Genomic DNA, 19,465 nt, shown 5'->3' with positions numbered 1-19,465 from the left:
CCCCTTCATTCAAAACACGAAATGCGTGCCGGCAGAAAAACCGGCGACGCAACAAAAAACGCCCCTTCCAACCGCATGGCAGAAGGGGCGGCATTCAGCTGGTGCTTACTTGACTTCGTACGACTCCATGGGCTTGTCGTTGGGGTGGGCCCATGCGTCCTTGGTGGCGTCGGACAGTGGCAGGCCGACCTTCACGTTGACCGGGGGAATCGGCTGCATGAACCACTTGTCATAGAGCTTGGCCAGCGAGCCGTCGGCGATCTGGCGCTTGATGGAGTCGTCCACGGCCTTCTTGAAGGCAGGGTCGTCCTTGCGCAGCATGCAGGCGATGGGTTCGACCGACAGGGTTTCGCCGACGATCTTGTAGTCGGCAGGTGCCTTGGACTTGGAGATGTTGGCGGCCAGGATGGAGCCGTCCATGATGAAGGCGTCGGCACGGCCGGTTTCCAGCATCAGGAAGCTGTCGGCGTGGTCCTTGCCCATGACTTCCTTGAAGGTCAGGCCGTCGGCGCGCTTGTTCTTGCGCAGGGTCTGCACCGAGGTGGTGCCCGTCGTCGTGACGATGGTCTTGCCGTTCAGGTCCTTGATGCCGGTGATGCCGGAGTTGCCCTTGACGGCGATGCGCACTTCTTCCACGTAGGTGGTCACGGCGAAGGCCACATCCTTTTGGCGGGCCTGGCTGTTGGTGGTGGAGCCGCACTCGATGTCCACGGTGCCATTGGTCACCAGGGGGATGCGGTTTTGCGAGGTGACGGGCTGGTACTTGATGTCCAGCTTGGCCAGGCCCAGTTCCTTCTGGATGTCGGCCAGCACGCGCTCGCCCATCTCGGTGTGGAAGCCCACGTACTTGCCATTGCCCAGCGTGTAGCCCAGGCCGGAGGATTCACGCACGCCCAGCGTCACGGCGCCGGAGGACTTGATCTTGGCCAGGGTGTCACCAGCCTGCGCGAAAGCGCTGCCTGCAGCCAGGGCGGTCACGGCGATGGCCAACAAATGCTTCTTCATACGGGTCTCCTGAGATGAGAACGAAAACGGTCTTGATGAGAACGGTCGAGTCGCCTTGTGGGCTGGCTCGAACTATCAACGATGTGACACATATTGTGCAATCACGCACGGTGCTGGAGCACCGACACGTGCTAGGGCTTTCCAGCACGTCAGCCGGATTCAGGTAAGCAACTGCCGTGCCATGGCACGCGTTTTTTGCCCGATCCAGCGCACCGGCCGTCCTGCACACGGCGTGGTTGCTGTGCGCGCACTCTAATGCCAGGGCCGGTGGCACAGCCAATGCCGTTTGCAAAAGCCCTTATGCATGCCATGCATAATAGGTGTTTACCCTAGGCATAACCCGTGCACCAAGTCGGGCTCTTGCCGGGCACCCGCATGCACCAACGTGCAGCAAAAAGGGGCTGCGAGAGCCCCTTTTTTCCTGATGCGTGCCGTTTGGCGTGTCAGCCGATGGTCTCGCCCTGCTCCAGCAGGAAGTTCCACAGCGCGCCGGCCACGCCCTGGGGCGCGTCCTTGCTGGCGGGTTTTTCACGGTAGGCGCGCACTTCCATGTCCATGCGAAAACCGTTGTCGCCCGCAGGCGCGGCGCTGACCAGGCGCCCGGCCTCCAGCTCGTTGCGCACGGCGCTGAACGGCAAGAACGCGACGCCATGGCCTTCCAGCGCCATCGCCTTGAGGCCTTCGGCCATGTCGGTCTCGTAGACGCGTTCCAGGTGCACTGCCTCGGCCGCTTCCTTGAGGATGAGCTCCGTCACCCGGCCCAGGTAGGCGCCGGGCGCATAGCCCAGATAAGGCAGCGGCTGGCCCTGGCGGCCCGGCAACTGGTGCAGCGGCAGGCCGTCGGCGTCGGGCTTGGCGTAGGGGGCGAGCACCTCATGGCCCAGGCTGACCATCTCGTAGCGCGCCGGGTCAAGCTGGAAGGGCTGGGACGGATGGAAGTAGGCGATCAGCAGGTCGCAGCCGCCTTCGACCAGGCGCATCACGGCGTCATGCACGTTGAGCGCGAACAGCCGGCTGCGGAACGGCCCGAACTTGGCCTGCACGCTGGAGACCCAGTTCGGGAAGAAGGTGAAGGCCAGCGTGTGCGGCACCGCAAAACCCACCATGCCCTTGCCCGCGCTGACGTGGGCACGCAGCATGGTGCGCGTGCTCTGCAGCGACTGCAGCATCTCCAGCGCCTGGTCATACATGGTCTTGCCGGCCGGCGTGAGCCGGGTCGGGTAGGAGCTGCGGTCCACAAGGTCGGTGCCGGCCCAGGCCTCCAGTGCCTGGATGCGGCGCGAGAACGCAGGTTGCGTCACATGCCGCAGTTGGGCGGAGCGGCTGAAACTGCGTGTTTCAGCCAGGCTGACGAAATCTTCTAGCCATTTGGTTTCCATGCCCGCCATTATCCGCCGGGCCGTGACGGGTGCCTGACAGGGCAGGGATGGTCCCTCTGGCACACCGCATGGATGCGCACATAATGGCGCTGCGCCGCATTTACCCAATGTGACATTTTTTCCTCACGGCCCCCGGCACACGACGCCGAGGAAGCTCAGTGACTGCATCTGCCCCGCCATGTGTAATTTTCTGACTCCCCGCGTCCATGTCATCCCCTCCCACCGAAAACGGCGCCGCTGAGACGCCTTCGCAGCCGGACGAGCCGCGTTCGCTGCGCATCGAGGACTGGCTCACCGTGGTGATCATGGCCCTGCTGGCCCTGATCACCTTCGCCAATGTGCTGGTGCGCTACTTCACCTCCTCCTCCTTCGCCTGGACCGAGGAAATCTCGGTCTTCCTGATGATCCTGCTGGCCATGGTCGCGGGCTCGGCGGCCGTGGCGCGCAACGCCCATATCCGCATCGAGTACTTCGCCGAAGGCGGCAGCGCCCTGCGCAGGAAGCGCCTGGCGCGCTTCGGCACGCTGATGGTGGCCCTGCTGTTCGCCGTGATCGCCGCACTGAGCGTGCGCGTGGTCTGGGACGACTACCGTTTCGAGGAAACCTCGCCCGGTATCGGCGTGCCGCAGTGGTGGTATTCGATGTGGCTGCCGATTTGCTCGGCCCTGATCACGGTGCGCGCGCTGCAGCTGTTCCAGCGCCAGGGCCGCCCTGGCGCCTTCGATGACAGCACCGGGGAGAAGGCGCAATGATCGCAACCCTGCTCTTCATCGCCTTCCTGGGCCTGATGTTCCTGGGCGTGCCGATCGGTGCGGCCCTGGGCCTGGCGGGCGCCGCCGCCATCGCGCTGGCCAGCCCCGACACGCAGTGGTACGGCCTGCTGGCCGTGCCGCAGAACTTCTATGCGGGCCTGGGCAAGTACCCGCTGCTGGCGATTCCGATGTTCGTGCTCGTGGGCTCGATCTTCGACCGCTCTGGCGTGGCGCTGCGCCTGGTGAACTTCGCCGTGGCCATCGTGGGCCGCGGCCCCGGCATGCTGCCCCTGGTGGCGATTGCCGTGGCCATGTTCCTGGGCGGCATCTCGGGCTCGGGTCCGGCCAATGCCGCCGCCGTGGGCGGCGTGATGATCGCGGCCATGAGCCGCGCCGGCTATCCCGGCAGCTTCTCGGCCAGCGTGGTGGGCGCGGCTGCGGCCACCGACATCCTGATCCCGCCGTCCGTGGCCTTCATCATCTACTCGGTGCTGGTGCCCGGCGCCTCGGTGCCGGCGCTGTTTGCGGCCGGCATGATCCCCGGCATCCTGGCCGGCGTGGCGCTGATCATTCCTGCCGTGTGGATGTCGCGCAAGCACAAGATGGGTGCGCTGGAATCGTCCATGCCGCGCCCGCCGTTCTGGCGCAGCCTGCGGGAGGCCTCCTGGGGCCTGGCCGCTCCGGTGCTGATCCTGGGCGGCATGCGAGCCGGCTGGTTCACCCCCACCGAGGCCGCCGTGGTGGCCGTGTTCTACGGCCTGTTCGTGGGCATGGTGATCCACCGCACCATCACGCTGCGCGACCTCTACCCCATCCTGCGCGAGGCCGGCGAGCTGTCGGCCGTGATCCTGCTGGTGGTGTCGCTGGCCGGCATCTTCGCGTTCTCACTGTCCACGCTGGGCGTGATCGACCCGGTGGCCAAGGCCATCGTGGACTCGGGCCTGGGCGAGTACGGCGTGATGGCGCTGCTGATCCTGCTGCTGATCACCGTGGGCATGTTCCTGGACGGCATCTCCATCTTCCTGATCTTCGTGCCGCTGCTGCTGCCGATCATGCAGCACTACAACTGGGACCCGGTGTGGTTCGGCGTCATCCTCACGCTCAAGGTGGCGCTGGGCCAGTTCACGCCGCCGCTGGCCGTGAACCTGATGGTGTCCTGCCGCATCGCGGGCGTGCGCATGGAGTCCACCGTGCGCTGGGTCGGCCCCATGCTGTTGGCCATGTTCCTGGTGATGATCGCCGTGATCGCCTTCCCGCAGCTCGCCCTGTGGCTGCCCGCCCGTCTGGGCTACTGATTTCCCAAAAATTCAACAAGGAGACCTTCGCAATGAAACTTCGCAGCTTCCTCGCCAGCGGCCTGGCCGCAGCAGCGGCCCTGGCCCTGTCTTCTGCGCCCCTGATGGCCCATGCCCAGGCCAAGTACAAAAGCGAGTACCGCATGTCGCTGGTGCTGGGCACGGCCTTTCCCTGGGGCAAGGGCGGCGAGATCTGGGCCAACAAGGTGCGCGAGCGCACCAACGGCCGCATCAACATCAAGCTCTACCCGGGCGTGTCCCTGATCCAGGGCGACCAGACGCGCGAATTCAGCGCGCTGCGCCAGGGCGTGATCGACATGGCCGTGGGCTCCACGCTGAACTGGTCGCCCCAGATCAAGGAGCTGAACCTGTTCGCCCTGCCCTTCCTCATGCCCGACTACGCCGCTGCCGACGCGCTCACGCATGGCGAGCCCGGCAAGCGCCTGTTCCAGCGCCTGGAAAAGGCCGGCGTGGTGCCGCTGGCCTGGGGCGAGAACGGCTACCGCGAGATCAGCAACTCCAAGCACGCCATCAAGACCCCTGCCGACCTCAAGGGCCTGAAGATCCGCGTCGTGGGCTCGCCGCTGTTCCTGGACACCTTCACCGCGCTGGGCGCCAACCCCACGCAGATGAGCTGGGCCGATGCCCAGCCCGCCATGGCCAGCGGCGCCGTGGACGGCCAGGAGAACCCCGTCTCGGTCTACATGGCCGCCAAGCTGCAGTCCGTGGGCCAGAAGCATCTGACGCTGTGGGGCTACATCAACGATCCGCTGATCTTCGTGGTCAACAAGGACATCTGGGGCACCTGGACCAAGGAAGACCAGGACATCGTGCGCCAGGCCGCCGTGGACGCCGCCAAGGAGCAGATCGTGATCGCGCGCAAGGGCATGATCGAGGCCGACAAGCCGCTGCTCAAGGACCTGGCCGCCAACGGCGTGACCGTGACCCAGCTCACGCCTGCCGAACGCGAAGCCTTCGTCAAGGCCACGCGCCCCGTCTACGACAAGTGGAAGCAGCAGGTCGGCACCGACCTGGTGGATGTGGCGGAGAAAGCCATTGCCGCGCGAACTCGTTAGAATGCTATCGGTTGATCGCACACTCCGGTAGAAGCAAAAGGCCCCGCTCTGCGGGGCCTTTTTTTCGCCATCCTGCTGCGCAGGAACGGCCCGGGCCTCCGGCACGCCATCAACGAACGCCATGCCCCATGATGGCCTCGGCGAATGGAACAGCCTCTATGAGGCAGCAGCGCTGGCGCCCTGCACGCCACCCAGCAACATGTCTGTCCCCATCTCGCACAGCAGCTCCTCCAGTGCACCCGAGGCGATCAGCGGCGAAGCCTCCAACGAGGCGAAGCGCACCGTGCCCAGCACGGCCCGCGTGGCCACGTAAAGGCGCGCATAGGACAGTGAGGGGCCGCCCCAGCGCTGCAGGTGGGCGGCCATGCGCTCGGCGGTCTCGCGCATGGACAGGGCAATGCGCTCATCGCCATCCTGGCGCCAGGCAAAGCGCGCCAGCTTGCGCCGCGCAGGCGTGCGGCCCGCAAAGCCCTCGACGATGCAGGCGACCACGCCGCGCGCCACGGCCTCGCGCAGCAGGCCCTGCTCCGACGCCTGCTCCAGCCAGGTCTCGATGGCCGCGACGGCCGCACGGCGCTGGCCATCGACCATGGCGCGGAAGACAGCCTGCTTGTCGGGAAAGTACTGGTAGAGCGTGCCAATGGAGACGCCTGCGCGCTCGGCAATGCGGTTGGTGGTGAGCGCGGCTTCGCCCTCCTTGACCAGAATCTGAGCTGCTGCCTGAAGAATGGCCTGCAGCGTGCGCTGCGCACGGGCCTGTACGGGCTGTCTTCTTCTCTGGGATTCAGTGGTAGCGGAGGTATGGGAGGGCATGCGGCAAAACCTGAGCACAAGGCGAGTTTTCTGCCCGGAGTTTAAGCACTACAGTGGCCGGCCATTGCAGCAAACCCCAAGGAATACACCATGAAGAAACATCAGCACACCGGCGCGTGGGAAGCCCTGCCGTGAAGGGCGTGCAACTGCTGGCCCTGGCCGCCGCCCTGTTCGACACGGCGGCCGCGCTGGCCCACTTCGCCTGCATCGTCTGGGGGGGACGTGGGCTGCGGCTCATGGGTGCCGGCGAGCGCATGGCGCGCATGGCCGAGGCGGGGCACTGGTATCCGCCGCTGGTGTCGGCGGCCATCGGCGTGGTGCTGTCGCTGCTGGCGGGGTATGCGCTGGCAGGCGCGGGCCTGCTGAGTCCCCTGCCCTTCATGCGCCCGGTGCTGGCCGGGGCCGGCCTGGTGCTGGTGGCGCGGGCCGTGGCCTTTCCGTGGCTGAAACCACGCTTTCCGGACAACAGCGACCGCTTCTGGCATGTGTCCTCGGCCATCTGCCTGGTCATGGGGCTGCTGCACCTGGCAGCAGCTGCCGGGATGGCACAGGGCTGAATCCGGCCTCAGGCCGTGACCGGCGAGACCAGCGGGCGGCCTTCCAGGTGGCAGCGCATGTTGGCGATGAAGCGGTCCACCGAGGCCTGCACGGCTTCGGGCGACCAGCCGCCCACATGGGGGGTGAGCACCACGGCGTCCAGGTCCAGCAGTTCGGCCGGGGGTGCGGGTTCGCTTTCGTAGACATCCAGGCCCGCGCCGGCAAGGCGGCCTTCGCGCACGGCGGCGGCCAGGGCGGCGGTATCGACCACGCTGCCGCGCGCGATATTGACCAGATGGCCCTGCGGGCCCAGCGCATCCAGCACCTGCGTGTTGATGAGGTGGCGCGTGCCCGGGCCGCCCGGCGTGGCGACCAGCAGCACATCGGCCCATTGCGCCAGGGACAGCAGGTCGCCGAAGTAGCGGTGGGGCAGCTCGCTGCGCTGGCTGCGGTTGTGGTAGCCGATCTCCATCTCGAAGCCCAGCGCGCGCTGGGCGATCTTGGCGCCGATGGCGCCCATGCCCAGGATGCCCAGGCGCTTGTGCGAGACATTGGGCGGCAGCGGCATGGCGGTGCGCCAGACGCCGTCGCGCGTGGCGCGGTCCAGGCGCACCAGACCACGCACGGAGGCGATCAGCAGGCCCATGGCGTGGTCGGCCACGCAGTCGTCATTGGTGCCCGCGCCATTGCCCACGGCAATGCCGTGGGCCTGCGCATGGGCGACATCGATGTTCTCGTAGCCCGCGCCCAGCGCGCAGACCAGCCTGAGGGCCGGCATGCGCTTCATCTGGGCGGCCGACAGGCCGATGGAGCCGATGGTCAGCACGGCCTGGATGCGTGCGCCGTGCTCGGCGAGAGCCGCCTCGCATTGGCTGGCGTCGGGCGCGTAGAGCAGGTCGAAGGAGGGAAAGGCCTGGGCCATCTGGCGCAGATGGCCTTCGGCGTTGAAGTTCAGGACAAGCAGGGCAGGTTGCATGGCGAAAGAGCGGCGCCCGCTGCCGCGGGGAAATCAGCGGCTTCAACGGGCTGTGGGCAAGGGGAAACCCATTGTCCACCCGCCAGGGGCCCTGCGCGGTGCCGCCCTACAGGTCCAGCACCAGCCGGGCGGATTTCGCGCGCGAGCAGCAGGGCAGGAACTGGTCGCAGGCGGCCTGTTCGTCTTCGGTGAGGTACATGTCGCGGTGCTCGGGCTCGCCCGAGAGCACACGCGTGAGGCAGGTGCCGCACACGCCCTGCTCGCACGAGGTCTGCACCTCCACGCCGATGCCGGCCAGCGCCTGGACCACGGTCTGCTCCGGCGCCACGCGCACCACCTGGCCGGTGCTTGCGATCTCGATCTCGAACCCGGCATCGCCCTCGCGCTGCACGGCCTCGCCCGCGAAGAACTCGTAGTGCAGGCGGTCCTCGCCCCAGCCCGACGCGCGGGCATGGCCCAGCGCCGCGTCCATGAAGCCGCGCGGGCCGCAGACATACAGGTGCAGGCCCGCCTGCGGGGCGCCGAGCAGTTGCGCCATGTCGAGCGCGCTCTCGCCGTCCACATGCAGATGCACGCGGTCGGCCCAGGGCATGGACTGCAGCAGGGCCGTGAAGGCCATGCGCTCGCGCGAACGCGCGCAGTAGTGCAGTTCGAAATCGGCACCCTCGCGCGCCAGCTGGCGCGCCATGGCCAGCACGGGCGTGATGCCTATGCCGCCGGCCAGCAGCAGATGCCGCGCAGGGCCGTCTGCATGCAGCGCGAAGTGGTTGCGCGGCGCGCCGATGGCGATCTGCTGGCCTTCCTGCACCTGTTCGTGCACGGCGGCCGAACCGCCGCGCGAGGCGGCCTCGCGCAGCACGCCGACCACGTAGCGGCCCGTGTCCTGCGGGTCGTTGCACAGCGAGTACTGGCGCACCAGCCCGCCGGGCAGGTGCAGGTCGATGTGGGAGCCGGCCGTGAAGGCGGGCAGGCTTTCGCCGTCCAGCGGCACGAGTTCAAGGCTGCAGATGTCCTGCGCCTCGGCGCATTTGCGCGCGACGCGCACCTGAAGGATGGGGTTGGCTTGCATGGGGAAACGTGGGAATGGAGGGGTTCGGAAAATCAGGCCGCCGCCAGCGCCTGGGCGCTGGCCTCGCGCAGCCGGTGGATGACGCGGCGCGCGCGGTTGGGGCCTGCGTCCACATGGATGTCGATGACGGGGCGCGCGCCAAAGCGCTGCTGGTTGCGGAACTGGGCCTCGATGACGACCTTGTCCTCCTCGAAGGTGGCGGCCGTCTGGTCGATGACCAGGCGCGTGGTGTCCTGCATTTCGGGGTGCGGGTTGGTGGCAATGGTCCAGAAGTAGTGGGCCGAATGCTCGGTCTCCGGCGTCACGCCGTGAAAGCCCCGCATGTGAAAGCCTTCGCGCTGCGGATCGTCGAGCTGCCCGCTGCCTGCGTCCATGGCACCGGTCCAGATGCGCACATGCGAGGGGTGGAACTCCACCTCTTGCCAGCGGTCGATGCGGCCCGCGAACGGCCAGGCCGCCGCATAGGTGGGCGGCGGGTCGGAGTCGGGCATCCAGCGCAGCACGGTGACGCTGTCGCCCTCCTGGCGGACCTTGAGCTCGGCATTCATGTGGACGCCGGCATTGCCGCCAATGGTCTTGAGGTGCACATAGCCCAGGTGGCTGAGGTCCAGCAGGTTGTCGTGGATGAGCTGGTAGGGCGCGTCGTAGTGGTAGACATCGCCGCCGAAGCGGTAGCGCGCATCCCCGTGCACGGGATAGGCGGGCGGCTCCTGCGCGGGCACGGAATCGGGCGTGGCGCCCATCCAGATCCAGAGGATCTGGTCACGTTCGCGCAGGTCGAAGGACTTGACGCAGGCCTTGGGCGGTATGCGCTGCTGGCCCGGAATCTCCAGGCACTGGCCGGCGCGGTCGAACAGCAGGCCGTGGTAGCCGCAGCGCAGGCCGCGCGCCTCCACCGTGCCGCAAGACAGCGGCAGCTCGCGGTGGCAGCAGCGGTCTTCCAGCGCGGCGACGCTGCCATCGGGCGTGCGAAACAGCACGACGGGCCGGCCCAGCAGGGTGCGGGCCAGCGGCGCGTCCTGCAGCTCCCAGGCAAAGCCGGCGACATACCACTGGTCCAGCGGGAAGGCGGGCATGGGGGCGGGCGTGGAGGCAGGTGCAATGGTGGTGCATTCGGTCATGGGGTTCTCCTTCTTGTCTGCAAGCCGCGCTCAATGCGCCGACAGCGTGCGGCCCGTGGCTGCGGGCCTGCCGGCTTCGGGCCCTTGCAGCCGGTGCAGCGACACGATGCAGGCCGCGAACACGAAGGCCGCGCCATAACCCACGTACAGCTGGCTGGCAGACCAGGAGGCGTCGAGCAGCGAGCCCGCGACCATGGGCGAGACGATGGCGCCGATGCGCCCTATGCCTATGCCCCAGCCCACGCCGGTCACGCGCACCTCGCCGCCATAGACCATGGGCGCGATGGCATAGAGCCCCGCCACGCAGCCGTTGACGAAGACGCCGATCAGGAAGGCCAGCGCGTACGACAGCAGCAGCGAGCCCGGATTGCTCACGATGAAGCACAGCAGCACGGCCGTGGCCAGCATGAAGCCGGCCAGTGCGCGGTGCACGGGATAGCGCGCCGCCAGCAGGCCCAGCAAGGTGGCGCCCAGGATGCCGCCCAGGCTCAGCAGCACGCCGCCGGTCACGCCCTGCTCGGGCGTGAGGCCCGAGGCGGCGAGCAGCTTGGGCGTCCAGCTCATGACGAAGTAAAAGCCGAACATCACCGCGAAGAACGACAGCCAGACCAGCAGCGTGGGCCGGCGCAGGCCCGGCGCAAACAGCTGCAGCGGGCCCCGCCGCACCGGCCCCGCCGATGCGGGCGCGGCAGGCGGCAGCGCCACCAGCGTGGGCAGGCCCAGCCGGCCGACCAGGGCGTTGAGCCGCTGCAGCGCGCCGGCCGGGCGCCGCGCCAGCAGGAAGTCCATGGATTCGGGCAGTCGCCACCAGGCCAGGACCAGCACGCCCAGCGTCACGCAGCCGCCGAAGAGGAAGACGGCGCGCCAGTCATGGCGCCCCAGCAGCCACACCGCGATGGAGCCGCCAATGCTGGCGCCCAGCGCATAGCCCGTGGACTGCAGGGTGACGGCCAGGCTGCGCCAGCGCTGCGAGGCGTATTCGCTGGCGATCACGTTGCTGCAGGCCAGGATGCCGCCCACGCCCAGGCCCGTGAGCACGCGCAGCGCCGCAAGCTGGATGGCGCTGTGGCTGAAGGCCGAGCCCAGCATGCCCACGCCCGAGAGGGCCAGGCAGGCCAGGATCAGCGGCCGGCGGCCCAGCCGGTCGGCCCAGGGCGCGATCAGCAGCGATCCGCCCGCCATGCCGAACAGGCCTGCACTGAGCAGAAAGCCCAGCTGGGCGCCGCTGAGCTGCCAGTGCGCCGACACGGCCGAGGCCGTGAAGGCCATGACCAGGACGTCGAAGCCGTCGATCATGTTGAGCACCATGCACAGGGCTATGACCGACCACTGGAAGCGCGTCATGGGCCGCTGGTCGACGCTTGCACGCAGGTCGGCGCTCATGGCCGCAGCTCCCGCAACGGGCAGTTGGACGATGCAGCGGCGCAAGGCCGCTGCAGCCATGGGACAGGGGTAGAGGCAGTCATCGTGGGTCTCCTTGGGTTGAAGCTCTGTGGAAGCTTTCTTGTGTTCTCAGCACATCATTACGTATGCTGAATGTGATTCAGTTTACTGAATGAAAATCTGCGCCAGATACCGGGATTTCCCCGATCAGGCGGGGCCGCGCAGACTCGGTCGCGGACGCGGCCGGGCCGCCGTCAGTCGGATGAGGAAGCGTCGAGGGTGTCGCGTGCGTCGTGCAGCTGCACGAACTTGCGCAGCAGGCGCTTGAACTCGGCCTGCTCTTGGGGTTCGAGCGCGGCCAGCATGCGCTCGTGCAGTTCGTGGACATTGGGCACGAAGCCGGCCAGCATGGTCTCGCCCTCGGCCGTGAGCGTCAGGCGCCGCTGGCGCCGGGGCAGGATCTCGCGCAGCACCCAGCCCTTGGCCTCCAGGCGCGCCGCGATGTCGGCCGTGGTGGAGTTGTCCAGCGCCACCAGCCGCGCCAGCGTCACCTGGTCGATGCCCGGCTTTTCCTGCAGCATGCGCAGGATGGCGTACTGCACGGGCGTCACGTCCGGCCCCAGCACATCGCGGAACAGCTGCGCCGCGATCTGCTGCGCGCGCCGGATCAGGTGGCCCGGCTGGTCGTAGAGGTCGATGGAAAGCGGATCGGAGGCGGAGTGGACCATCGGTGGCGGCAGGCCTTGCGGCCCTGGGGTTGAAGCCCGCCGAGGTTACCCCATCCCCGGCGCCGGTCCTGGATGCGCGCCGGGCCATGGCCGGCCTCAGGCCACCGCGGCGGCAGGCTGGGCCGCTGCTGCGGCCACCGCCGCCGCCTGCTGTTCCTGCGCAATCCATTTGTCGATGACCTTGCGCGACTGCACGCCGCCCGCATCGATGTTGAGCTTGAGCAGCTTGCGGTCTGGGTGGGCACTGAGGTTGCGCTGCTGCAACTCCAGCATCTGCAGGTCTTCGCTGAAGATCTTGTGCTGGCCCTCGCGGATGCGGTCGGTGACTTCGGCATCGCCCGGATTGAAGCGGCGCGCCATGCCCCAGAAGTACCACATGGATTCCTCGGTCTCCGGCGTGATGAAGTCCACCACCATGCTGTAGACCTTGTGTTCGTCGGGCGCGTCGTAGCCGCCGTGGCCTGCATGGGCCACGCCGACCTCGATCAGCACATGGCTGGGCGGGGTGAAGCGGCAGACCTGCCAGCGGTCCACGGGCACCTCGTCGGCCAGGCCGTTGCTGCGCAGCGCCATCTTCCAGAACGGTGGGGCGGGGATGTCGTTCATGAAGCGGCTGGTGACGACCTCGACATCGGCGCCCTCACCGCGCGTCTCGGTCTTGCAGGGCGTCTCGTCGATCTCGGCCTGGCCGATGGAGCTGGCGTGCACATAGGTCTCGTGCGTCAGGTCCATGAGGTTGTCGATCATCAGCCGGTAGTCGGCCTGGATGTGGAACATGCCGCCTCCGTAGGCCCATTCGGGGTTGTCGTGCCAGGGCAGCTTCGGGATGAGGGCGGCATCGGCCAGCGCCTTGTCGCCGGGCCAGACCCAGATGAAGCCGTGGCGTTCCTCGACGGGATAGCTGCGGATCTCGGGGAAGCCGCGCACGCGCTGGCCCGGCATGGCAATGGTCTTGCCGTCGCAGCCCATCTCCAGCCCGTGGTAGCCGCAGACCAGCTTGCCCTCGCAGACAAAGCCCAGCGACAGGGGCGCGCCGCGGTGCGGGCAGAAATCCTCCACGGAGGCAACGCCGTGCTGCGCGCGGTAGAACGCAATGCGCTCGCCGCAGATGCGACGGCCCAGCGGCTTGTCCTGGATCTCGTCGGACGTGGCGGCCACGTACCAGGTGTTCTTGGGAAATGTGCTCATGGGGGTCTCCTTTATGGGTGGGGTCCGCAGTCCTTGGCGCTGCGGTGGCTGGGGCACGGGCGGCCGAGGCCGCCGGCACACATCAAGCGCAGATCAAGCGCGGATCAGACTCGAATCAGGCTCGGATCAACTGCACGCCAGGAACCGCATGGCTGCCGGGCTCGCTCACGGCCTCGCGCAGGTTGCGGCGCGCGATGCGCGAGTGCTCCTTCATCAGCGCCTCGGCCCGGGCGCCCTCGCGCGCGGCAATGGCGTCCAGCACCTGGCGGTGCTGGTCCTGGGCCACCATCAGGCTGTGGCGCGCACGCGGCGATTCGGCCCGCGCCAGCACAAAGCCCGAAGGCGAGGCGAAGGGCATGCGCACCACGCGCTCCAGCTCGCGCTGCATGACGCTGCTGCCGGCCATGGAGTGCAGCAGGTCGTGGAATTCGGAGTTCAGCGCCACATAGCGCGAGAAGGCCTCATCGCCCCAGTCGGGCGTCTCAAGCACACGGTCGATGGCATCCAGGCAGCGGCCGGCCTGGGCCAGCAGCGGCTCGGCCACGCCGCGCTCGGCCGCCCAGCGCGCGGCCAAGCCTTCCAGCGTGCCGCGCAGCTCGATGGCATCGGCCACATCGGCCTCGGAGAACAGCCGCACGCGGTAGCCGCGCCCGCCGGCCATGGCTTCGAGCAGGCCTTCCTGCTCCAGCCGCATCAGCGCGGCGCGCACCGGCGTGCGCGAGATGCCCAGGCGCTGCACCACGGTGAGCTCGGCGATGCGCTCGCCTGCGGGCAGTTCGCCCGCAAGAATCATCTCGCGCAGTTGCAGCTGGGCCTTGATGACCTGGGAGTGGCTTTCCGCTTCGGAGGCGGCGGGGGCAAGCTGGGGGCTCATGGGGCTTTGTCTGGATGGAATGGCGTGAATGTATACATTCAAGGCAATTCATGGTGCATATTTCCGCAAAAACACGGGAAAACACCAATCAAATGTATACAAACAATCCCAGCAAAGACAGTGATCCGCCTGTTTGTATACATCGCCATGGCATCATGGCCGGCTCCCTTTTTCCCCTGCCGCTGCAACCCAGGAGGTCACCCTTGCCGACGTTTTCCCGACACCCCGCCATGGCCGCCCACATCCTCAACCTGGCACGGGATGCCAGCGCCGATGCGCAGGCTCCGCAGGCCTATCCGATCAAGGACTTCTTCCGCAATCCGGAGCGTGGCTTCTTCCGCCTGGCCGATGACGGAAGCATGCTGGGCTTCATGCAGCCCGTCAGCGTGGACGGCCATCCGGCGCGCATGAACATCCATGTGCAGGCACTGGAGGGCAGCACCCCTGTGGGCGAGCCGCGCCGCATCACGGCCGAGACCGAGCGCGACATCAGCAACTTCTTCTGGAAGGGCTCGGATGTGGTGCTCTACCAGAAGGACTTCGGCGGCGACGAGAACTTCCACGTGCTGGCGGTCAACGCGCGCAGCGGCCAGGCCACCGACCTGACGCCCTGGGACGGCGTGCGCGCCAGCATCGAGGACGACCTGGAAGACGACCCCGACCATGTGCTGATCAGCCACAACCAGCGCGATGCCGAGGTCTTCGACGTGTACCGCGTGAACGTGCACACGGGCGCGGCGCAACTGGTGGCGCAGAACCCCGGCAACATCGTCGGCTGGCAGACCGACCACGCAGGCCGCGTGCGGGCCGCCGTGGCCAGCGACGGCCTGAACAGCGCCCTGCTCTACCGCGACGACGAGGCCGGCGAGTTCCAGCCCCTGATCACCACCGACTACCGCACCAGCGTCAGCCCGGCCTTCTTCACCTTCGATGACCGCAGGCTCTACGCCCTGTCCAACCGGGGCCGCGACAAGCTGGCCCTGGTGGTCATCGACCCGGCCCGGCCCGACGAGGAAGAAGAAATCTTCGTGCCCGAGGAAGTCGATCTGGGCGCAGCCGCCTATTCGCGCAAGCGCCGCGTGCTGACCCTGGCCGCCTACCAGACCGACAAGCCGCAGTACCGCTTCTTCGATGCCGAGACCGAAGCCCTGTACGGCCGGCTGGCTGCGCAGCTGCCGGGCTACGACTTCGCCATCCAGGGCGCCAACCGCGCCGAGGACAAGTTCATCGTCGCCGCCTTCAACGACCGCACGCCGGGCGCGCGCTACATCTACGACGCGGCCGCCGATGCGCTGACCAAGCTGGCCGACATCAACCCGGCCATTCCCGAGTCCGCCATGTCGCGCGTGCAGCCCGTCAGCTACACCAGCCGCGACGGCCTGACCATCCACGGCTACCTGACCTTGCCGGCCGGCCGCGAGCCCAGGAACCTGGCCTGCATCATCAACCCGCACGGCGGCCCCTGGGCCCGCGACGGCTGGGGCTACAACCCCGAGGTGCAGTTCCTGGCCAACCGGGGGTTCTGCGTGCTGCAGGTGAACTTCCGGGGCTCCACGGGCTATGGCCGCGCATTCTGGGAAGCGGGATTCGGCCAGTGGGGCCTGAAGATGCAGGACGACATCACGGACGGCGTGCACTGGCTGATCGACCAGGGCATTGCCGACCCTGCGCGCATCGGCATCTACGGCGGCAGCTATGGCGGCTATGCCACGCTGGCCGGCGTGGCCTTCACGCCCGACCTGTATGCGGCGGCCGTGGACTATGTGGGCGTCTCCAACCTGTTCACCTTCATGAAGACCATTCCGCCCTACTGGAAGCCGCTGCTGGACCAGATGCACGCCATGGTGGGCGATCCCGAGCGCGACAGGGAGCGCCTGGCCGCCACCTCGCCAGCCCTGCATGTGGGCCGCATCAAGGCCCCGCTGTTCATCGCCCAGGGCGCGCGCGATCCGCGCGTGAACAAGGACGAGAGCGACCAGGTGGTGAAGGCGCTGCGCGAGCGCGGCGTCGAGGTGCAGTACATGGTCAAGGACAACGAGGGCCACGGCTTTCACAACGACGAGAACAAGTTCGAGTTCTACGAGGCCATGGAGCAGTTCATGGTCACGCACCTCAAGCCCTGAAGCCGCCCAGGCGCCCGGCCGCCCGGTCGCACCGCGCTACAGCACGGCGGGCTCCCCGCTTTGCTGCAGCGCCCACATGTCCGCATAGCGCCCGCCCGCCGCGACCAGCTGGGCGTGGGTGCCGCGCTCGACGATGCGCCCGGCATCCATGACCAGGATCTCGTGCGCATCGACCACGGTGGACAGGCGGTGGGCAATCACCAGCGCCGTCTTGTTGCGCGCGGCGCTTTGCAGCTCGGCCTGGATGGCGCGCTCGTTGGCCGAGTCCAGCGCCGAAGTCGCCTCGTCAAAGATCAGGATGGGCGGGTCCTTGAGCAGGGTGCGCGCAATCGCCACCCGCTGCTTTTCGCCGCCCGACAGCTTGAGGCCGCGCTCGCCCACGCGCGTGGCATAGCCCTGGGGCGTGGCCTCGATGAAGTCGTGGATGCGCGCGGCGCGCGCGGCCGCCACCACCTGGTCCCGGCTGGCGCCGGGGCGGCCGTAGGCGATGTTGTATTCCACCGTGTCGTTGAACAGCACCGTGTCCTGCGGCACGATGCCCACGGCGCCGCGCACGCTGTCCTGGGTCAGCTCGCGCAGGTCGTGCCCGGCGATGCGCACATGGCCGGACTGCACGTCGTAGAAGCGGAAGATCAGCCGCGCCAGCGTGCTCTTGCCCGAGCCCGAAGGGCCGACCACGGCCACGGTCTTGCCGGCCGGAATGGTGAAGCTCACGTCCTTGAGGATGGGCCGCTCGGGGTCATAGGCAAAGTCCACATGCTCGAAGCGCAGCTCGGGCGGCGCGCCGTCGGCCGGCAGGGGCCGGGCGCCGGGCGCGTCAGCCACCTCGCGTTCCTTGTCCATGAGGGTGAACATGCGCTCTAGATCGGTCAGGCTCTGCTTGATCTCGCGGTAGATCACGCCCAGAAAGCCCAGCGGGATGTAGAGCTGGATCATGAAGGCATTGACCATGACCAGGTCGCCCAGCGACAGCCGCCCGTCCACCACGCCCTGCGTGGCGCGCCAGAGGATGGCGACCAGGGCCGTGGCGATGATCAGTTGCTGCCCGCAGTTGAGCATGCTCAGCGTGGTCTGGCTCTTGAGACGCACGCGGCGCAGCGCCTCCAGGTTCTCGTCATAGCGCCGCGCCTCGAAGCCCTCGTTGCCGAAGTACTTGACGGTCTCGTAGTTCAGCAGCGAGTCGATGGCCTTGGTGTGCGCCGCCGACTCCTGGGCATTGGCCTCGCGCCGAAAGCGCGTGCGCCACTCGGTCACCGTGACCGTGAACGTGATGTAGAACACCAGCGCCGCCAGCGTGATGACCGCGAACCAGATGTCGAAGCGCAGCGCCAGGATGCCCAGCACCAGCGCCATCTCGATGAAGGTGGGCAGGATGCTGTAGAGCGAATACGAGATCAGCGACTCGGTGCTGCGCACGCCGCGCTCGATGTCGCGCGTCATGCCGCCGGTCTGGCGCTCCAGGTGAAAGCGCAGGCTCAGCGCATGCAGGTGCTCGAAGGTGGACAGCGCAATCGCCCGCGAGGCGCCCTGCGTGGCCTTGGCAAAGACCAGGTCGCGCAGCTCGGTGAACAGCGAACTGGAAAAGCGCAGCAGCCCGTAGGCCAGCAGCAGGGCCACGGGCACGACGAGCACGGCCCGGGCGTCGCCGGCCTTCAGATCCAGCGCATCGACCAGGTGCTTGAGCAGCACCGGCACGCCCACGTTGGCGAGCTTGGCCCCGATCATGAAGCCCAGCGCCGCCAGCACGCGCCACTTGTATTGCCACAGGTAGGGCAGCAGGCGCCGCAGCGCGTTCCAGTCCCGCGACGGTGCCGGGGTTGGGATTAAGGGTAAATCCGTAGGGGAAGCGCTCTCGCGTCGCATGAAAGACAATTCTCGGTTGTTATATTGACCCGATTGTGCCCATGCCACCCCGCCCCGACCTCCCGCCCCATCCCTTGCCCGCAGACAAGGAGCTGGTTCTCAAGGTCATTCCCATGCCCGCCGATGTCAACGCCAATGGCGACATCTTCGGCGGCTGGGTCATGGCGCAGGTCGATCTGGCAGGTTCCGTGCTGCCATCGCGCCTGGGCCAGAGCCGCATGGTCACCGTGGCCGTGAACGAGTTCATCTTCAAGCAGCCCGTGCGCGTGGGCGACATCCTGTCGTTCTACTCCAGCGTGCAGCGCGTGGGCCGCACCTCGGTCACGGTCGATGTCGAGGTCTATGCCGAGCGCTTTGCGGACCAGGGCCGCTTCGTCAAGGTGACCGAAGCCCTGCTGACCTACGTGGCCATCGATGGCCAGGGCAAGCCCCAGTCGCTGCCGGACAACGACCAGGTGCGTTCCTGGCGCGCAGCGGCCGAGCGCAATGCAGAACGCAAGCAGCAGCAGGCCGGCTGAACCCGCCCCGCCTCTGCAGCCATGAAAAAAGCGACCTTCGCAGGTCGCTTTTTCATTTCCGGTGCAGGAAGGGCTCAGGCCAGAGAGGGAGTGACGCGCGGCTGCAGCGAGGCCGCTGCGGTGGCCGCAGCCAGGGCAGCGGAACTGCTGGCGGCACTGTCGCTGGAGGCGGCCGACGAGGAAGAGGACAGGCTGGAGGCGCTGGATGCCACGGCCGAACCCGAGGATGAACGCGGCGAGGAACCGGCCTCGATCTGGCCCGTGAGCTCGCCGCCCTCTTCGATCACCACCTTGCCGTAGCGGATCTTGCCGCTGACCTTGCCCGTGCCGTAGATGACCAGCTTTTCGCGCACGGTCAGCGTGCCGTCGAACACGCCATGGATCTCGGCGATGTCGATCTCGGCCGTGCCATGGAAGGCACCCTGCTCGGCGATCTGGATCACGCGCGAGTCCATGGTGGCCTCCACCGTGCCTTCGACGACCAGCGTGTCGCAGTCGGTGATCTCCACGCCCTTGAGCTTGATGTTGGGGCCCACGGTGAGCTTGCTGCCCGGAGAGTCCTGCGACACAGGCGAGGCCTGGCGCTGGGTGGATGCCGGGCTGCTCACGCTGGAGCTGGGCATGACGGCTCCCGAAGGGCTGCCGCCCGTGCTGGCGGCGCCTGTGCCGCTGCCCAGGGTGTTGCGGGAGGTGAAAGCATCGTTGTCGCGCTTGCCAAAGAACGGGTTCTGAACAGCCATGGGTGGGTCTCCTTCGGAAAAATCC

Annotated in this window: 18 protein-coding genes; 6 read left to right on the top strand and 12 right to left on the bottom strand. The window is 67.7% G+C overall.

All coding sequences use genetic code 11. The features are described 5' to 3' along the window. Positions 1–105: 105 nt before the first annotated feature. Positions 106–1,005 (bottom strand): transporter substrate-binding domain-containing protein, encoded by a 900-nt coding sequence (locus tag KDK82_RS20430; protein WP_013804177.1) that lies wholly within the window; start codon positions 1,003–1,005, stop codon positions 106–108. Between the two features lie 443 nt (positions 1,006–1,448). Continuing rightward, a complete protein-coding gene (locus tag KDK82_RS20425) occupies positions 1,449–2,384 on the bottom strand; it encodes a LysR substrate-binding domain-containing protein (RefSeq protein ID WP_170962088.1) in 936 nt (311 codons plus the stop codon). A gap of 206 nt (positions 2,385–2,590) precedes the next feature. Here KDK82_RS20425 and KDK82_RS20420 point away from each other — a divergent pair, with 206 nt between their 5' ends. Genes KDK82_RS20420 through KDK82_RS20410 form a run of 3 tightly spaced genes read left to right on the top strand, consistent with a single transcriptional unit; the run spans position 2,591 to position 5,507 of the window. Beyond that, positions 2,591–3,136 carry a TRAP transporter small permease gene (locus KDK82_RS20420; protein WP_013804178.1) on the top strand — a complete coding sequence of 182 codons (546 nt, stop codon included), beginning with the start codon at positions 2,591–2,593 and terminating at the stop codon, positions 3,134–3,136. Next, positions 3,133–4,431: a TRAP transporter large permease gene (locus KDK82_RS20415; RefSeq protein WP_012203291.1), complete on the top strand. Its 1,299-nt coding sequence runs from the start codon at positions 3,133–3,135 to the stop codon at positions 4,429–4,431. The genes KDK82_RS20420 and KDK82_RS20415 overlap by 4 nt, the downstream gene beginning before the upstream one ends. A gap of 32 nt (positions 4,432–4,463) precedes the next feature. Next, entirely contained in the window at positions 4,464–5,507 is a 1,044-nt protein-coding gene (locus KDK82_RS20410; protein WP_088166048.1) for a DctP family TRAP transporter solute-binding subunit, read from the top strand. A 156-nt stretch (positions 5,508–5,663) separates the two neighbouring features. Here KDK82_RS20410 and KDK82_RS20405 read toward each other — a convergent pair whose 3' ends face one another. After that, on the bottom strand, positions 5,664–6,320 hold the full coding sequence (locus KDK82_RS20405; RefSeq protein WP_088166047.1) for a TetR/AcrR family transcriptional regulator: 657 nt from the start codon (positions 6,318–6,320) through the stop codon (positions 5,664–5,666). Between the two features lie 116 nt (positions 6,321–6,436). On the opposite strand from KDK82_RS20405, the gene KDK82_RS20400 reads away from it, so the two are divergent. Next, a complete protein-coding gene (locus KDK82_RS20400) occupies positions 6,437–6,877 on the top strand; it encodes a hypothetical protein (RefSeq protein ID WP_256974523.1) in 441 nt (146 codons plus the stop codon). 8 nt (positions 6,878–6,885) lie between these two features. Here the strand turns inward: KDK82_RS20400 and KDK82_RS20395 are convergent, their stop codons facing one another. The 7 genes from KDK82_RS20395 to KDK82_RS20365 all read right to left on the bottom strand — a co-directional run bounded on the left by KDK82_RS20395 (position 6,886) and on the right by KDK82_RS20365 (position 14,196). After that, positions 6,886–7,833 carry a 2-hydroxyacid dehydrogenase gene (locus KDK82_RS20395; protein WP_088166045.1) on the bottom strand — a complete coding sequence of 316 codons (948 nt, stop codon included), beginning with the start codon at positions 7,831–7,833 and terminating at the stop codon, positions 6,886–6,888. A gap of 106 nt (positions 7,834–7,939) precedes the next feature. Then, positions 7,940–8,902, bottom strand: coding sequence for a PDR/VanB family oxidoreductase (locus KDK82_RS20390; protein ID WP_088166044.1), 963 nt, complete (start codon positions 8,900–8,902; stop codon positions 7,940–7,942). 32 nt (positions 8,903–8,934) lie between these two features. Continuing rightward, the gene (locus KDK82_RS20385) at positions 8,935–10,023 is read right to left on the bottom strand and encodes an aromatic ring-hydroxylating dioxygenase subunit alpha (protein WP_088166043.1); all 1,089 of its coding nucleotides are present in this window, start codon (positions 10,021–10,023) and stop codon (positions 8,935–8,937) included. Between the two features lie 30 nt (positions 10,024–10,053). Further along, positions 10,054–11,406 carry an MFS transporter gene (locus tag KDK82_RS20380; RefSeq protein ID WP_013804185.1) on the bottom strand — a complete coding sequence of 451 codons (1,353 nt, stop codon included), beginning with the start codon at positions 11,404–11,406 and terminating at the stop codon, positions 10,054–10,056. Positions 11,407–11,660: 254 nt separating this feature from the next. Continuing rightward, the gene (locus KDK82_RS20375; RefSeq protein ID WP_012203283.1) at positions 11,661–12,134 is read right to left on the bottom strand and encodes a MarR family winged helix-turn-helix transcriptional regulator; all 474 of its coding nucleotides are present in this window, start codon (positions 12,132–12,134) and stop codon (positions 11,661–11,663) included. Between the two features lie 96 nt (positions 12,135–12,230). After that, positions 12,231–13,322, bottom strand: coding sequence for an aromatic ring-hydroxylating dioxygenase subunit alpha (locus tag KDK82_RS20370; RefSeq protein ID WP_088166042.1), 1,092 nt, complete (start codon positions 13,320–13,322; stop codon positions 12,231–12,233). A gap of 115 nt (positions 13,323–13,437) precedes the next feature. After that, positions 13,438–14,196, bottom strand: a complete 759-nt coding sequence (locus tag KDK82_RS20365; RefSeq protein ID WP_016451803.1) for a GntR family transcriptional regulator — start codon at positions 14,194–14,196, stop codon at positions 13,438–13,440. A 230-nt stretch (positions 14,197–14,426) separates the two neighbouring features. Here KDK82_RS20365 and KDK82_RS20360 point away from each other — a divergent pair, with 230 nt between their 5' ends. Then, positions 14,427–16,319 carry a S9 family peptidase gene (locus KDK82_RS20360; RefSeq protein ID WP_088166041.1) on the top strand — a complete coding sequence of 631 codons (1,893 nt, stop codon included), beginning with the start codon at positions 14,427–14,429 and terminating at the stop codon, positions 16,317–16,319. Positions 16,320–16,355: 36 nt separating this feature from the next. Here KDK82_RS20360 and KDK82_RS20355 read toward each other — a convergent pair whose 3' ends face one another. Further along, on the bottom strand, positions 16,356–18,182 hold the full coding sequence (locus KDK82_RS20355) for an ABC transporter ATP-binding protein/permease (protein WP_088166040.1): 1,827 nt from the start codon (positions 18,180–18,182) through the stop codon (positions 16,356–16,358). Between the two features lie 41 nt (positions 18,183–18,223). Here KDK82_RS20355 and KDK82_RS20350 point away from each other — a divergent pair, with 41 nt between their 5' ends. Beyond that, positions 18,224–18,700 (top strand): acyl-CoA thioesterase, encoded by a 477-nt coding sequence (locus tag KDK82_RS20350; protein ID WP_012203278.1) that lies wholly within the window; start codon positions 18,224–18,226, stop codon positions 18,698–18,700. Positions 18,701–18,774: 74 nt separating this feature from the next. On the opposite strand, the gene KDK82_RS20345 is transcribed toward KDK82_RS20350, so the two are convergent. Beyond that, complete coding sequence (locus tag KDK82_RS20345; RefSeq protein ID WP_034390328.1) at positions 18,775–19,440, bottom strand: polymer-forming cytoskeletal protein; 666 nt, start codon at positions 19,438–19,440, stop codon at positions 18,775–18,777. Between the last annotated feature and the right edge of the window lie 25 nt (positions 19,441–19,465).

Origin of the sequence: Delftia sp. K82 (assembly GCF_002193035.1) — a bacterium.
Classification (GTDB): Bacteria; Pseudomonadota; Gammaproteobacteria; order Burkholderiales; family Burkholderiaceae_C; genus Comamonas; species Comamonas acidovorans.
Note: the sequence above shows the minus strand (reverse complement) of the source record. Positions and strands in the feature narration are given on the sequence as shown.